Origin of the sequence: Rhizobium sp. MHM7A, assembly GCF_005862215.1 — a bacterium.
Lineage (GTDB): Bacteria > Pseudomonadota > Alphaproteobacteria > Rhizobiales > Rhizobiaceae > Rhizobium > Rhizobium bangladeshense.
Genome location: NZ_VCHT01000001.1, coordinates 655,921 through 670,843 on the forward strand (window position 1 = coordinate 655,921; position 14,923 = coordinate 670,843).

The 14,923-nt window shown below is 52.8% G+C and carries 16 protein-coding genes; 4 read left to right on the forward strand and 12 right to left on the reverse strand.

What is annotated here, in order from left to right:
• Nucleotides 1-28: 28 nt before the first annotated feature.
• From FFR93_RS03900 to FFR93_RS03910, 3 genes are all read right to left on the reverse strand, one after another.
• Nucleotides 29-1,651, reverse strand: coding sequence for an ATPase, T2SS/T4P/T4SS family (locus tag FFR93_RS03900; protein ID WP_138392059.1), 1,623 nt, complete (start codon nt 1,649-1,651; stop codon nt 29-31).
• 111 nt (nt 1,652-1,762) lie between these two features.
• Complete coding sequence (locus FFR93_RS03905) at nt 1,763-2,863, reverse strand: type IV secretory system conjugative DNA transfer family protein (RefSeq protein ID WP_138392060.1); 1,101 nt, start codon at nt 2,861-2,863, stop codon at nt 1,763-1,765.
• A 17-nt stretch (nt 2,864-2,880) separates the two neighbouring features.
• Entirely contained in the window at nt 2,881-3,426 is a 546-nt protein-coding gene (locus FFR93_RS03910) for a DotD/TraH family lipoprotein (protein WP_138392061.1), read from the reverse strand.
• Between the two features lie 1,487 nt (nt 3,427-4,913).
• Here FFR93_RS03910 and FFR93_RS03915 point away from each other — a divergent pair.
• On the forward strand, nt 4,914-5,912 hold the full coding sequence (locus tag FFR93_RS03915; RefSeq protein ID WP_138392062.1) for a hypothetical protein: 999 nt from the start codon (nt 4,914-4,916) through the stop codon (nt 5,910-5,912).
• 11 nt (nt 5,913-5,923) lie between these two features.
• Here FFR93_RS03915 and FFR93_RS03920 read toward each other — a convergent pair whose 3' ends face one another.
• The 4 genes from FFR93_RS03920 to FFR93_RS03935 form a co-directional block, all read right to left on the reverse strand.
• Nucleotides 5,924-6,487 (reverse strand): hypothetical protein, encoded by a 564-nt coding sequence (locus FFR93_RS03920; RefSeq protein WP_138392063.1) that lies wholly within the window; start codon nt 6,485-6,487, stop codon nt 5,924-5,926.
• 215 nt (nt 6,488-6,702) lie between these two features.
• A complete protein-coding gene (locus tag FFR93_RS03925; protein ID WP_138392064.1) occupies nt 6,703-7,293 on the reverse strand; it encodes a hypothetical protein in 591 nt (196 codons plus the stop codon).
• Between the two features lie 152 nt (nt 7,294-7,445).
• Nucleotides 7,446-7,775, reverse strand: coding sequence for a hypothetical protein (locus tag FFR93_RS03930; protein WP_138392065.1), 330 nt, complete (start codon nt 7,773-7,775; stop codon nt 7,446-7,448).
• A gap of 682 nt (nt 7,776-8,457) precedes the next feature.
• Nucleotides 8,458-8,628: a DUF465 domain-containing protein gene (locus FFR93_RS03935; protein ID WP_138392066.1), complete on the reverse strand. Its 171-nt coding sequence runs from the start codon at nt 8,626-8,628 to the stop codon at nt 8,458-8,460.
• Nucleotides 8,629-8,905: 277 nt separating this feature from the next.
• Here FFR93_RS03935 and FFR93_RS03940 point away from each other — a divergent pair, with 277 nt between their 5' ends.
• Nucleotides 8,906-9,574 carry a type IV toxin-antitoxin system AbiEi family antitoxin domain-containing protein gene (locus FFR93_RS03940; RefSeq protein ID WP_171049063.1) on the forward strand — a complete coding sequence of 223 codons (669 nt, stop codon included), beginning with the start codon at nt 8,906-8,908 and terminating at the stop codon, nt 9,572-9,574.
• A gap of 57 nt (nt 9,575-9,631) precedes the next feature.
• Nucleotides 9,632-10,564 (forward strand): nucleotidyl transferase AbiEii/AbiGii toxin family protein, encoded by a 933-nt coding sequence (locus FFR93_RS03945; RefSeq protein WP_138392068.1) that lies wholly within the window; start codon nt 9,632-9,634, stop codon nt 10,562-10,564.
• A gap of 75 nt (nt 10,565-10,639) precedes the next feature.
• On the opposite strand, the gene FFR93_RS03950 is transcribed toward FFR93_RS03945, so the two are convergent.
• Both FFR93_RS03950 and FFR93_RS03955 read right to left on the reverse strand, forming a co-directional pair.
• Nucleotides 10,640-10,990, reverse strand: coding sequence for a hypothetical protein (locus FFR93_RS03950; RefSeq protein ID WP_138392069.1), 351 nt, complete (start codon nt 10,988-10,990; stop codon nt 10,640-10,642).
• A gap of 114 nt (nt 10,991-11,104) precedes the next feature.
• A complete protein-coding gene (locus FFR93_RS03955) occupies nt 11,105-12,148 on the reverse strand; it encodes a porin (protein WP_138392070.1) in 1,044 nt (347 codons plus the stop codon).
• Between the two features lie 107 nt (nt 12,149-12,255).
• Here FFR93_RS03955 and FFR93_RS03960 point away from each other — a divergent pair, with 107 nt between their 5' ends.
• Complete coding sequence (locus tag FFR93_RS03960; protein WP_138392071.1) at nt 12,256-12,999, forward strand: hypothetical protein; 744 nt, start codon at nt 12,256-12,258, stop codon at nt 12,997-12,999.
• Here FFR93_RS03960 and FFR93_RS03965 read toward each other — a convergent pair.
• The 3 genes from FFR93_RS03965 to FFR93_RS03975 all read right to left on the reverse strand — a co-directional run bounded on the left by FFR93_RS03965 (nt 12,956) and on the right by FFR93_RS03975 (nt 14,918).
• The gene (locus FFR93_RS03965) at nt 12,956-13,714 is read right to left on the reverse strand and encodes a LuxR family transcriptional regulator (RefSeq protein ID WP_138392072.1); all 759 of its coding nucleotides are present in this window, start codon (nt 13,712-13,714) and stop codon (nt 12,956-12,958) included. The two genes, FFR93_RS03960 and FFR93_RS03965, sit on opposite strands and share 44 nt — an antisense overlap.
• Before the next feature lie 16 nt (nt 13,715-13,730).
• On the reverse strand, nt 13,731-14,441 hold the full coding sequence (locus tag FFR93_RS03970; protein ID WP_171049064.1) for an autoinducer binding domain-containing protein: 711 nt from the start codon (nt 14,439-14,441) through the stop codon (nt 13,731-13,733).
• 96 nt (nt 14,442-14,537) lie between these two features.
• Nucleotides 14,538-14,918 carry a hypothetical protein gene (locus FFR93_RS03975; RefSeq protein ID WP_138392074.1) on the reverse strand — a complete coding sequence of 127 codons (381 nt, stop codon included), beginning with the start codon at nt 14,916-14,918 and terminating at the stop codon, nt 14,538-14,540.
• Nucleotides 14,919-14,923 lie beyond the last annotated feature (5 nt).

Consider the following 14,923-nt stretch of genomic DNA (forward strand, 5'->3'; position numbering starts at 1 on the left):
TTCTCCTTTAAGTTTTTGATGGCCGTTATTAAACGTCAATCCCTGTAGCCGCTGCCTTCTCGTACTCTTCTTCAGTAATCTGTCCGGCCATCAGTGCTCGCAGCGCCGCCTCGTTCATGGATTGCCCAATCACCGATTTTTCTGCGAATAGGCGTCTGGTCAGGCTCGGCCATTTTCTTGTTTCTTCGCGGAGGAATTTCTCCCGAACTTCTTCGCCAAACACCATGAATTCCCTGATCGCTATCCGACCTCCGCCGATCTTTGGGATAAGCTGCTGGACGCAAATCAGACGGAGCTGTTCCATGATGTCGATTGCCATTTGCTGGCGAACGTTCTCCGGAAACATGTTGACAGCACGTCTGATCGTATTGGCGACGCTGGTCGAGTGCATTGTCGAGAGTACCAGATGGCCTGATTGAGATGCTGCCAGCGTGTTTTGCATTGTGTCCGTATCGCGCGACTCGCCGATAATGATCCAATGAGGCTTACGACGCATAGCGTTCTTCACGGCATAAGCGAAATCGGAGCCTCCATCCGGGTCACGAAGCTCCTGACCGACAGTTGTCTGGAACACAAACGACGATGGCATGACTAGGGCGTCATAAACGTGTTCAATCGGCTGGGAGAATTCCAGGACCTTGATGTTCCCGTCTGGCAGTTCCACCTTGTAGCGAACCAGTGAAGACATGGTTGTCGATTTACCCGATCCTGTTGGACCGCAGAATAGAACGAGCCCCATCTTGGGGTTGGTAGCGGCGTGGATCAGCTCCGGCTCTAGATTCAGAAGTTTGATATCAACGGGCGTCGTCGGAAGACTTCGAATACTGATCTGAGCGCTCGATCCCCCGTAGCTCCTGCCGCCGGTCACATTCACGCGGAACCGTATACGCCCCTTCTTTTTGATAAAAACTTCATGGGCTGGGTCGAGAGCAGCGCCGCCCAAAACTTCAGCTGGCCCCGACTGGCTTGAGACATGGCGCACAATTCGATCAATCTCATCAGTGTTGATCGGGATGCGGGTAATCGGGACAATATCGCTGCCAATCTGAGCCATCACCGGAATGTTTGGCTGGAGGCTGATGTCGGACGCTTTTTGCTCGGTAGCCCACCGAAGCATGTCGTCGAATTTCTTCTCATTCAGGTAGTTGTCATACTCGAAGAATGTGCCGTTGTGTCGTCCCGCAAACGGATCGTCGGACAGGCGTTGCTCGGCATATGTTTCTGCATGGGTCGTGATCCCATCCAGCCTGACGTAAAAAATCCTGCCTAGCGCATTTTCTTCGCTGTAGACGCGTTTGAAAGGAATTTCTACGTTATCTTGCGTAACAACTAGATCATCGACTTCAAATCTGCCGGTTGCCGCTATTGCCGCATCGCGGTCATCAGCGCTGATCGTTGTAAAAATATCGTCTGCCTCGAACTCCATGACTGGTCGACTGCTAATCGCAACGACTTGCTCTTCATGGATTGCGAGAACTTTGCGGTCCTTAACCAGAACTGCAGCTGAGAGTTTATTAAGCTTGCAGAACTCGACCAGGCTCTCGATGAAGGAATCATCGAGAGTTCGTTTCATGTCGATTTCAAAGGAAAAGGGGATGATTTCGCCTGGATCAGTTCCGTGGATAATGCTTGGTAATTCGTCCAGGTTCATTTCGAAACTCGTAAGATTTGATTCCAAATTAGAAGTAATAGATTCGAGAAATGCGGAGTTTGATTCGAATTTCGATGTGTTCGATTCAAACTCCGCACCATGCGATTCAGGTTAGAAGCGGTCGCCACCACTTGTCGTGGGCTTGTCAACGGCTTTCTTGGCAGGAGGCACAACCTTCTTCGGCTGTGGCTTCCTCTCTGTATTTGTCGACCTTCGGGTCGGCTTGGGTTTCGGCTTTTCTTCCGTCACCACATTTGTCTGGTTGGCCGGGATGCCAACCTGCTCACCGGTAGACGTGCTGGTCGTCACAGGCGCTTCCCATTTACGGTTCTGCACCTGCAGTGACGGGTCCTGGGTGATGCGCATAAGGCGATCATTTTCACGCATATCCTGACCTGTCCCAGTCGTACCCATATTGGTGTCGCCAACGGTCGGGCCGGAAACCTTGCCCTCTTCAAGAAGTGCGCGATAGCGGACCATACCGGTGAAATCCCGGTTCAGGCGGTCGAGATTCGCCTGAAAGATTTCCTCGGCCTGCTCTTCGCCCTTCTTCCAGCCTTCTGTAGTCCAACGTTCCCAGGCTTTCTTCTCGTCTTCATCCCTCGGAAGAAGCTGTTCCGGTGGCTTCGGGGGCTCTTCGTAATTGACGATCAGGTAGGTTTGCCAGAGCGGCGCGACCGGAGTAAATCGGGTCTGGTCAACAATTTCGTAGACCTTGTCGGCCACACGGAGCGTTTTCGAGGCGTCGGAGGTCTCCCATGCATCAACCGCTTCGACGATGACCGGCGGCAACAGCATACTGTTGTTTGGGCCCTGGATCATAAGACGCTTGAAATCATATGTCTGGGTCAGCTGGCGAGAATCGTTCTCAAGCTTCTTGTTGATCTGGCGGGTGGCGTAAGCAAGGCCAGCCTGTGCTCCGTAAGCCGTTGCAGCTTCCTGCATGGCCGGGAGGCGCAGCCGGTCCTCGTTTTCCTTGGCGTCTGGCTTTTTCGGGGCCTTGTCAGTTTCAGCGAGTATCTGGCTGAGGGAAGCCGTCTCCGCAGTCGGGATGCTGACGCGACCAGCTGCATAATCGGTGTTCACATCAGCCCTCAAAGGCGCTTCCGAAGCGGTTTTGACAGCATCGACCGGTGGAGAAGTGGTCGTGGTCGTGCAGCCAGATACTACGAGAGCAACGAGAGAAACCGCACTGAGAAATCGAATGCGCATATTGAGGAACTCCTTGCTTACTTGCCCCAGCTCGGCGAGGTGCCGCGCGGAGTGATCGGTTGCGTCTGTTCCTGCAGATACCGGAATTCAACGCGCTTCTGGTTCGGATCAACAGCAACTTCGCCGAACGGGAACGCTTGCAAGCCGATCTGTTCCAGGGCCTTTGCAGCTGGTACGTCCTGGAGAGACACGTGAATAACGGGTGGGATCGAAGGCGGATTGCCTACGACGCTGAACTGATAACCGACAAGCGCTGAAATACGCTTTGCGGCTTCATGGGCGGGGCCTGACCATTCCAGGGTCGCCGGTCGCTTCAGTTCCTCGGGTAGCTTCATGCCGATTTCGTCGAGCGGGAGCGGCGAGGGTTTCGTACGAGCCTTCTGGATGCGTGCAAGGTCTGTCTGCGCTTTTGCTGCCTGCTCAGCGGCCTTATCCAGGCGGTTCTCGACGCTCACCATGTAGGAGCTATCAACCCGCGCTTCCTGGGGTGTTGTGCCACAAGAGGAAAGCAAAACAGCCGCTGACAAGGCCGTCACTCCCCAAACAATTCGAACTGACTTCATCAGACATTCTCCTGATACAATTTCACGCCAAAACACCTTGTGCAGGCATCATCTCAATTGATGCTGGACGCGAAATCCAATGGGCGCAAGTCCAAAACTCCTTGTTAAAATGCCGTGGCAAGGTTTTTTGCCGGTGTCATAAGTTGCCCGCAATTTAAAACAGGTTCCACACATTCGATTCGAAAGTCGATGCAAACGATTCGGAAATGGTCCTGTACGATTCAAAAAGTGAACAAAATCGATTCGAACTTCGAAACAACCGTCCAAGGATTTATTGAGGTCGGACAACAGAGATGATTCGAAAGTTCGAATAATTTGCCTGTTGGTAGGATAGAGGTCTTTTTCGGAATAGATTCGAATTACGAAGTGATGTGTCGCAGAATTTTTCGACTTTCGATTTGGTGGCCCGAGCGTGGACCTTCCCGCCTCGGTGTTGTGAAAAGGTGTGATCCGGTGCGTTGATAAATTCGATTCCCGAATCCCGAAAGACAGCAAAAAAGCTGCTGCTGGGGCAGCTAAAAATCACAAATCCGCCGATAGAGCCCGATTTTTTGAATCGGAAATATTTTATTTTGAATCGGAGTTTTTGCGAGGATGTTGAGGAACACCTTGTAGTGCGGATTCTCTTCCTTCGAAATTCGAAGCGTTTCGATATTTTCGATTCAAAGTTGGATAACTTCGATTAAAAAATATGAAGTAATGGGGGGAAACGAGTAAACTCTTATTAGGAGGCCTTTTGGCCGTCCGTAACCGTCCTCGCCTAAAAGGGCCCTCTAAAGGCCCATAAATGGAGCCCGTAAATGCAAGATCAGCCCGCTGACCGCCAAGGCGCTCACGGATCAGCTTCCCAAATGGGAGGCCCCGCCCCCCAGCCAACCGGCTTCGCCTCCAAGGCTACCGGCCCCGCCGCTCACCAGCCCGTCGCCGCCCCTGGCAGCCACGCAGGCGTCGTCATCCGCCGAAGCCCGCCCTCCCCCGGCCAAGGCCAAGCCACCTGGCCCGTCTCACGGCCCCTCCCTTCCAATGTTGACATCATGGACAAGTCCACCATGCCCGGCTCCGGCCAAAGCTCGGCTGAAACCGCCCCTTCTTCCAATGTTGACATTATGGACAATACCAGGTCCCGAGCGACGCGCCCCCCGCCGTCTCCTCCAAAGAGGCCAGTGCCGAAACCGCCATCATCATACAGTGTTGACATCATGGACAATAGACCGCAGCCAGCCCGAATTGGCGCAGGGGCCTCCACCCGCTCAGTCAGCATTCCGCCTATTCCTGTCCCTCCGAGACCGGACAGACCTGCGGAGAGAACGGGGCCTGATGAAGCCCGATTCCTGGCCGTCGTTGAGAGCAGAAAACAAATGCTTGTCGACAGGGCAGCTGCGCGCGGTCGCGATCCGAATGCAGGGGCTCTCATGTCTCCGGTCGCCCAAGGAAAGACCCGGTCGCGGAAGACGCACGAAGATTACCTGCGCCGGGGCGAAAGCCTGATGGAACGCTACAAGCGCTTTGCCAGCTTGACCCACCTTCCTGCGGAAGCCATCGACCCCGTCGACTTCGTGAACTACTGCTTTTCGATAAAGCCGACCATCAAGGCGAGCGCGTGGCGACCGTACAAGCAAGGCATTCGCACAGTTCTGGATACGCTGCCTCATGAACGGACGTCCGAAGCCATCAACCTTCTCGATGCCGATATCAATGAAGATACCGGTGAGAAGAAAAAGAAACCGATCAATCCAGATGCCGATCCCAGACAGGCTATCCGCAAAACGTCAGCAGACAAGGAGAAGCGGTTCCCGAAGAAACACTTCGACCAGGTCCTCTCCTATCTAAAGATGTTTGCGAGGTCGAAGCACTCAGCGGCTATGGTCGATTGGATGGTCGCGACCCTTGCGACCGGCCTCCGACCTATTGAGTGGGCTTCAACTGATTTCGAAGTGCGAGACGATCCGACCATGCCCAATGGAAAGGCTGTCTGGCTCTACGTTCTCAATGCCAAGGCGACCAACGGCCGGGCCCTGGGGCTCGTTCGTACTCTGGACCTGAGTTATTGCTCCGAGGAAACGATATCGGCCGTCCGTCGGATGTCCGAGCGGGGTTTCGAATGGCTTAGAGATGGGGAGTTCGATGCCATGCAGCGTCAGTGCTCTCAGGTGCTATATAAGGCGTGTGATGCGATTTCCTCCCTCAAGGGGAAAACCTACTCCCTCTATTCGCTTCGGCACCAATTCGTCGCCAACTCGAAATCCTTGTACAAGAACGAGGAGGTCTCGGCGATGTGCGGGCATCTCGTTGTCGACACGGCGGTCGCGAACTATGGAAAGAAAACTTCTGCCTGGGCTCCCGAGGAAATCAGAGACCGGGCTCGTCCGGTCGAGAACGAAGTCGCAATGGTTCAGCCTCGTATCACGTACTTCAAGCAAAAGATTGCTCACCAGATCGAAGCGGGTCTGATAAAAGGATCGCCGGGCTTCGACGTGGAAACCTAATAAGCGAGACCTTATGAAGACCCGACCTGGCTTTGTGCTGGACGTGATACTCGAACGAGGTGTTCGGGCAGAGCTTCAACTTTCGCCACCAACTTTTCCCTGGCCTCTTCTTGATTGAAGAAGTCGGGGAATTTCCCATAGAATTCCATGCGACCGCTGAAGCCCCACTGGTAGGACTTCATATGCTCGAAGAGCTTTTCTGCTTCGACCATCTGAGCATCGAATTTCTTGAGGATCAATTCTGCAATCTGCCGATCCTCATTATTCCTTTTGCCAATGGAGATTTCTTCTGCTGCCCCTGAGGCCTGCGGAGGAATTTCAAGCCAGTGGCTTGGGTAGCTTGACTGCAAAAGCAAGAAAAGCTCTCTGCCGATCTCATTGAAAAGGCTGTCGTCTCCGACCTTTAGATGCGATACCCGAATCAATTGGTCACTCAGAATGAAGGTCAGTTCGGCGACCAGCTCTCCTTCGCGTAGCACATGCCAGGAACGTTGGTTCTTTCCAGACCACTGCTCGTGAACAGTTTCGGAAATGGAGAAGGTGTTGAATTGGGTAGTAATCGAATTCATATTCATGCCTGAGGTCTAGATTGACGAAACCTTGTTCCGGTATTTCGGGGCCGCCCGAAGCAGCCTGAGTGATTCTTTGGCTTCCTTACTCGTTCCGTAGGACCATGTACACTGTCGGTTGCCCCTCTTGAAAATGATTTTTTTCCCGCTGACCGAAAGCACTCCTTCTCCTTGATGCTCAAGCAGGGCAGCGTCGATAGCAGTAATGGCCTTTTGCTCCGTCATCCGTACATCCTTGCTCGTCCCGCGAAGCATTCGTTCCTGCACCAACTTCCCTGCCAGTCCGCCCGTCGCCCGTATTTGCGGTGTAGCGATGTCATCTCGGCCAGGTTGTCGGAGCAAATAGAATCCCAGATGTCGTGCCAGACAGCGTTGTAGCGAACGCCTTTCGGGGGTTTATAATCGAAGGCGCTGGCGTGAACGATCTCGACGCGGGGATCACGGAGGTAATGGGGGCCAACCAGATCGATGACATCGCGATCTATTTCAACCACCGTAACCTTTTCGACCTTCGACGCTTGATTTTCGTTCTTCAGGATCGCGTTCAGCGACATTCCAATTCCGAGGCCGTTGATCAGGACATTGCCCTTCGCCTGACGGATGAAGTCATAGTGGTCTTTCATCTCGGCCGGGGTGTCGCTCATCACGCAACCGCGTTTCTCATGAACCAGCTGTGTGTACTCACCTGGAGGGAGGGCTCGCCCTTTCAAAGAGAGATAGAGGAGACCAGGAGCGTTCGGCACAATCGTGAAACGCTGGACTGACCAGGGACCGGATTTTCCCTCGGGGAGGTCGACCTTCGGAATAAACATCAGCACACTCCTAAATGAGTGGCCACATTACAGTCTCGTCTTTAGATGTCAACATTTGCGATTCGAATTTCGAAGCGAAACTTCTTGTATTTAGATTCAAAAAGGGCAGAGCCTTGTTGGCTCCGCCCTTCGTAAATGATTCGAACTTCGATCTAGTTCTTGGTTGCCGACGTCTCGATTTTCTGAATAAGCGTGCTTCCAAGGATCGCTGCTGCGCCAGAGAGACCGCCGCCATTATCGCCGGTGACCATGATGTTCGGAACGAACTTGTTCACCATTGCCGCCAGTTCAGGCTTGTCATGGAGGGTTTCGAGGATTTTGTCGAGAGCCTGCAGCATGGCAACGCGGTCTTCACCGAGGACGACTGCCTGTGCCTTCTGACCTGCCGAGAGGTTTTCAAGGTACTTGCGTTCGGCACGACCAAGAGCTTCCCGTTCCTTTTCCTTCTGATCAGCAACCTGCACGTTGATCTGAGCGGTCACGAGCGTGTCCTGCTGATCGGCCGTAGCGCGAGCCTGTTCGATGTTGATGCGCTCGTCCTGGGCTTCCTTTTCACGCTGGTACGTGACCTTGAGCTGCTGAGCAAGCTGTTCACGGAGACGCGATACAAGGAGTTCAGGCGGTATAGCAATTCGCCTAGACGGATTTCCTTGATTTCGATACCGGCCTTACGACTTCGATCTTGATGGCCTTTCGATGCTGGCTTCGATTGCCTCGCGGTTTTCGATAAGGTCGAGAACCTTGGACGGACGAGTTTCGAATTCGCCTTCAATCGCCGTGCCATCCGGCTTGCGCTTAGGAACGGGGAGGGTTTGTGCCTGCAATGTTGCGCACGATAGAACGGATCGTCGGGGTTAGAATACGGGTTTCGATGTCGTCTAGACCGCCCACAACGACGATAGGAGCCGTCTTGCTGTCGGTCTGCACGAGGATACGGAGTTCGACAGGGATGTCCAAACCTTCGATCTTAACCAGAACCGCACTGTCGGCTGCACCATCAGGGACAGGCTGTTCAACGCTACGCGTGGGTTTGAGTGATCTTGCGGTCTGGTCAACTGCAAGATCGATAAAACGGTTGACGTAAGGTGTCTACCGGGGTCACCTGATACGCCGAGCGGTTCCTAGAACAACCCAACCCAAGGAATTATGTACCGATGGGAATTCCTAGTGAGTGAGCGTGGCTTGCTCGATTTTATCTTTCAAACGGAGTTTGCGCTTTTTTAGCGTAACGATTTCGGACTGATCGGCGCTTGGATGGTTCGCGAGTCGGGAAATCTGATCCTCAAGATCGGAATGTTTCCGCTTGAGAGTGGTAACATGTGCTTCGAGCGACATTGGCGTTCTCCTAAAACTAAGGATTAAAATTCACCCCACGAAGGAATTGTAACGTTTCGATGACGGCGGCTCAACCTAAGCCGTAAGGATTGTCATTTTATTTTGTTACCAAATTCCCCGAAGGTCATAAGGGTGGTGCATAGTAACATTCGGAGGCATTTTTTGTTACGATTATCCCCATTAATTGGAATTGGGGTGATTGGTAACATACTTGCGGGTGCGGCAAGGCTATGTTACGATTATCCCCAGGATTGAATAAATGGGGATATTGGTAACAATGGCGCACGTCCTGGACATCCTGACCGATATCGCGCTCGCGCATAAGCCTTTCACAACGGCGGAACTTGTCGGCCTCGGGATGAGTAAGATGACAATCAGTCGGCTGGTTTCCGAAGATCGTTTGCAAAGGCCGATGCGCGGCATTTATCGCATTCCCACGGAAGCGGAGGACCCGAACTTCATTTGGGCATGTATCGCGAGGGCGTACCCACAGGCCGTAGTCTGCTTGCTGAGCGCTGCTGTTCATCATGGGCTGACGGAATCGATGGGCGGAACCAATGTCGTCATGATCCCGCACGCCTTCAAAGGTTATGACAAATGGCAAATCGAAGGTGGAGCCCAGTTCATTCGTACCAGGAACCAGCGCGACCTTCAGGAAGGGGTCGATAAGATTGTTGTCGAGAACACGCCCGTGTCGATCACGTCTCCGGAGCGGACGATTGTCGATCTCTTCCGCTTTTCCACCTATGTAAACAAGACGGGACGGGGATTCGCCATTGATCCTGAAGGCATCCAGGACGCCATTGGCCGTTACCTTGATCATCCTGACCTGACACCTGATACCAAAGCGCTGAGAGCCATCGCAAACGGGTATGGTGTCTGGGATACCTTGTCCATTGTGATCGAAACAACGCAGTCTGCCAAGGCGCGGCTGTCAGCTACCTAACTTCACTTGTCAGTATCATGGCCATGCAGGAGCCTTGCAAAAAGGCAGGAGAATGGCATGGCAAAAAATGTAGGTGAAAGCGCACTGGCGCGATTGAAGGCTCTGAGTAAAGAGACCGGAATTGCGATGCCTGCGATCTTGCGACGCTATGCTCAAGAGCGCTTGCTCTATCGTCTATCTGTCTCCCCAGAAGCTGGAAACTTTTGCGTAAAGGGCGGAGTTTTGTTGAGTGCCTATTACAAGGGCCGCCTTCTACGTCCGTCAGACGACATCGACTTCAATGGCTTCCTTACCGATGGGACGATTGAAAAGGTCGGTGACGTCATGCGCCAGGTCGTCACGAATTGCAATGTAGACGATGGTGTAGAAATCCTCCTCGATTCGATGAAGATTAAAGCCGTAAGGGAAGGACGTATCCCTGGAGGCAAGATCACGCTGATCGCGAAGATCGGAACAGCAAGAGTCGATCTGAGTGTCGACGTTGGTTTTGGAAATAAGATCACTCCCGAAGTGAGAACGCTTGTGATGCCGACGATGCTTGGAAGCATGGTCCCCGCGCCAACTGTACTCGCCTATCCAATTGAGACAGTAGTTGCGGAAAAATCGGCCATCATCGAAGAGCACGGAATGATTAACACCAGGCTGAAAGATTATTTTGACCTTCTGATGATTTCAAAAACGCAAGAGTTTTCCGGACCAGTTCTTTCTCAGGCTATTCGCAATACGTTCGATTTCCGCGAGACAACCGTTCCGCTTCTTGAGATGGTTGGATTGTCAACGGAGTTCATCGAAGACCACAACGTCGCCTGGAACGCGTTTCTGAAGAAGATCGATTATCGGGAACCTCTTCCATTCGCAAATGTGGTTGCCGAGATCAAAACATTCATCGAACCGGTCGTAAAAGCCACGGCCGAACGAAATGAGTTCGAGATGGACTGGAGACCTGGTGAAGGATGGTCCCCAGTGCTTTCACCGTCGCTCGGCATGTAGGGCCGCAAAGGACTCCTGCTGCCACTATGTTTTCCTTTGAGAGGCAGGTTACGTTTTAAAAAATGACACCTTGTGTCAATTTAGGACCGGCCTAAATTCCATAACGAAACCTTCTGGAACATCCGCGTGGCCCAGATCAACCTCGTGATCTGTCATGGAGCCCCAGCCATTCGCCATGATGATCCTATCGAGTTCATCATTGGCGATACCTGCCATGGTCTGTAGGTCGGCCTCCGACAAAGCGTCAATATCGTCGCTTAGGAGCCGGGAAACCACGCATTCACCAAAATGTTCGCACTTGAACACGGCGATGGCAGCCTTTGGCTCCTGGGACATGAGGCATTCGACGGCGTCAACGAACGCGGGTTCGGACATCGTTTCCAGAATACCTTGGATTTTAATTAATTCGTTCAATGCAAATTGCACTTACGCCAGCCCCACAGCGATCAGATTTCCTGCTTCATAAAGGGAAACTTTTCAAAAAGAAAGAGGCCGCAAGCGATCTTGCGGCCTCTCCTTTAAATTTTCCTGGAAAGATGATTACCAGGAACGCACCAGCGAGAGCTTGGTGTTGTAGGTGTCGAGACCAGAACCGATGTCGGTGTAGATCACTTCGCCCTTCACGTCGAGACCGGCGACCGGCGTCCAGACGGCACCAGCATTGGCGGATACGCCGTCGAAGTCGTTCTCTTCGCCATAACCTACGCCAGCGAAGCCGAGGATCGACTGCGTGAAGTTGTACTTGCCAGCGCCAGCAACGAACCAAGCGTCGTCAGACGAGTCCTTGCCAGCATCGCCGTAGCCTGCCGTCAGGCGGAAGCCAGCGTTCTCGACGACATCGAGATCGGCAGTTGCCTTGACGAACCAGTTTTCGTTTTCAGTGCCGTAGAGGCCCGAAACGTCGAAGGTGCCCCAAGCCTGCTTGACACCTACACGGCCAGCCAGGTCAGGCTTGTCGTTTTCGCCGAAGCGAGCGAAGTCTGCACCGCCACCACGGCGAGCGTCTTCAACAGCGAAGCCAGCGTAAACACCACCGCCCAGGTCGCCCGACAGGTAACCGATTGCGGTCGAGTTCAGATCGCCGAACGTTTCCAGGTCGAGCATGTCGCCGTAAAGAACGTCGGTGTTGATCAGCGTCTCGGCGTAGCCGACGTAGAAGCCGCCAACGGAGATCGTTGCGATTTCGAGCTGGGTGTCACGGTCGACGCCAGCACCCCAGGCGCTCGGGATCGTGTAGCCGTCGAGATTGACGTCGCTGGAAATGCGAAGCTTGGTCTTGATGGCACCGAACTCGCTGTCCTGAGCGGTTTCGATGTCGATGCGAGCTTCGGTCGCCGTGTAGCCTTCGTCCTGGAAGCTGTCGTAGCCAGCGGAGAATTCGATCTGGCCGCCGACGCGCAGGCAGGCTTCAGAACCCGGGATATAGAAGTAGCCGGTTCCGAACGCGTCGCAAACGCGAACGTACGAACTGCCTTCAGCGGCAACTGCAGCTTCCGGCGTCGGGACGGCGTCAGCAGCAGAAGCAACTGCACCAGAAGCCAGCAGAGCAAGTGCACTGGTAGCGAGTAGAATCGATTTACGCATGTTTTTTCCTTCAGTTTTGGCGTTTGAATTGCCGCATCGCGGCGTCACCTGAATAATTGGGACATGAATTCCTTGGCGGCGAAACCCTAATCAGAGGCGTTTTTGCCATGCGAAAGGATTTAGTGATAAATTCGCAACAGGGTTTTAATGTCAAAAATGGTGACACCGGCAAAGAACTCCTTGATGTCCTGGCCGGTTTTCGCGCATCATCGTGGAACAGGAAAAAGGTAATAACTTTTATGGCGTCGGATAAAATTCTAGCGGTCGACATTGATGGAGTTGTTTTGAATCACGCTGCAGGAATGCATGCGTGGGCAATCAACAAAGGAATCCAGGTCGGCTGCGAACCTGACGCTTGTGACTGTTATACGATGAGCCCGATGTTTCCTGGCAGGTCGTATGACGAAATCATGCAATTGATGGTGGACTTCAGCCAGGACGATGGTTTTGCTTCGATGCCGATTATGTCTGGCTTCGAGAGTGCGTTAGCGCGCCTTCGTGATCTACACCCTGAAATGAAGCTGATCGCAATCACAGCGCCTGGCAATTCCGAAAGGACAAAGGCCTTACGTGAGAGAAATCTACGGAATTTGCGGTTTGACGAAATCCACATCCTGGATATGCATGCATCGAAGCGGAGTCACCTGGACCGCTTGCCGAAGTCGGCAATATTCTTCGATGATCTAGCTAGTCACGCGATCACAGCTGAGGAAGTAGGTCTGACTAGCGTCCTGTTCCGGCAACCCCATAATCTAGGGGACGATCACACTTTGGTCGCTCGTGATTGGGAAGCAGGTTTCGAAATCGTCAGGACGAAATTTGCGGGCTCCCCTCACCCGGGAGCGGAATGAACCGAAGCTTGAATGCGAACGTGATCGCCTGTTCGTTGTTACGTGTGCCGAGCGCCTCGCGTGCGGTCTTGAGGTGATTTTTGACACTGCGCGTAGAGATGCGTAGCGTGCGCGCTATCTGCTCTTCATTCATCCCGCATCCCTTGAGCTTGAGGCAGGCAATGCTTCGTTCGGACAAATCGATTGAGGGCGGTCGCACGCCAATCCTGGTGAGCAGTGCCGCGTGGAGTATCTTGCCGATATCGACCAAGTCTCCTTTGAGGACAGACACTTTTTTCCGCCAATCCTCGGCCGAGATGTCATTTTGCGTAGCCGACAAAAAGGACATGTGACCGTCTGAACTACGAAACGGAATGGTGAACCCATTGGGTCCAATGCCGAGCCGATAGCTGTTCTTCATAAGCTCCTTTTCCTCTGGGCTCATGTCAGTCATGTCAGCCCACAAGAAAGGTTTGTGACGTTTGAGATGTCTTAGGACGGGATCGACTTTTTCCCTATTTTCAACCGATCTATAGAAGTCGATCCACTCTTTCGGATAGGTTCCAGAAACTCGTATGTACGTATCTGCGCTCTCATCGTAGGTGGCGAAAGACACGTGATCAAAGCCGTATGCCTCTTTCATCAAAGAAACAAACCTGAAGCTCTTCTCGGGCGTGTCGAGTTGACGGGCCTGTTGTAGAAGCTCCAGATACTTTTTCTCCTCGATCAGAATCATAAGTTCGCTCCCACATCTACTCGATCAGGATCAGGCCTAGAAAATGTGCCATTACGATGGCATGGGTTTGGTTATTGGCATTCAGGCGAGACATTGCTTCGGCGACATGCCTCGAAACCGTTGCTTGCCGCTTTCCAGTGAGTGTCGCAACGTCATCCAAATCTTTACCTGCCGCAAGAAGCGATAAGCATTCAGTCTGTATTTTATCGAGCTTAATCTCTGGTGTTTCCGTGGGCCTGGTTCTCAACACTCTTTGAAAGAGTTGCTTCGCCACCATCGTTCCAAACCAGATAACATCTGCGATGTGATGTCTCCATGTCGCTTCCGGAAGATTAGAGGCAATATGAAGTGCAGCGGTGAAATCCTTATTCCCTGCGGGAATGGACAGACAGTGAATTCCCGCAGTCAACAACTCACTGCAAAACTTCTCCTTATCCTGGCCTGAAGAAATGACGTCTTGCCAATCGAACGGAGTTCTTTGGGTTCGCGCCGCCTGCATTACAGGGTCCGCGTGAAAAGCATCCGAGGCCACGTAGCCGTCGTAGAACTCATGGAACCCCGAAGTAAAAACGACCTGCCGGTCTTGCGCGTGATTATAGACGTGAAATGCGATGAACGATGCCTGAATGTCGCGAGCGAACGATTTCAGCGTCGCTGCAATCTGTGCGTCCTTCTCGTGGATTGAATAAGCCACGCCCGCACTGATTTCGACAACTGTCCCGACCACGATTAACTCCGCAGAGAACCACCAGACTTTGAAGCATTTAGGCTTGACGGACTCTGCCGTCAAGCAATTGACGCAAAATTGTCCCCATGTGGGCGGTTAAGGCTGATTGTATGCCTTAATTTCTTCAACCGCCTTCTGTTTCTGCTTGATTGTGCTCGAACAAAAGTAGCGGATAGCAGGCTTGCTATTGCCGGAAGCTTCGACGACGGAAGCGATGTAGTAGTCAAGGTTGTTGCCGACGAATTTCTTCATCATAGATTCAACCTCTGCGTTAGTGAAGCCGTAGCTTTGCAAAATCGGCCCCGACGTCGACTTGGCTGTCCGTCCCGCATCAGTGCCAACCATCTGATCGCACGCTGCAGAGACAAGAAGATACAGCCCGATTTTCGAGCTTACATCGGCAGGAAGTGACATATTTGCTGCCGGTTCAGCACCAGAGACACCTACGGCAGCCACCACAAAGAGGTTAGTCAACACGACAT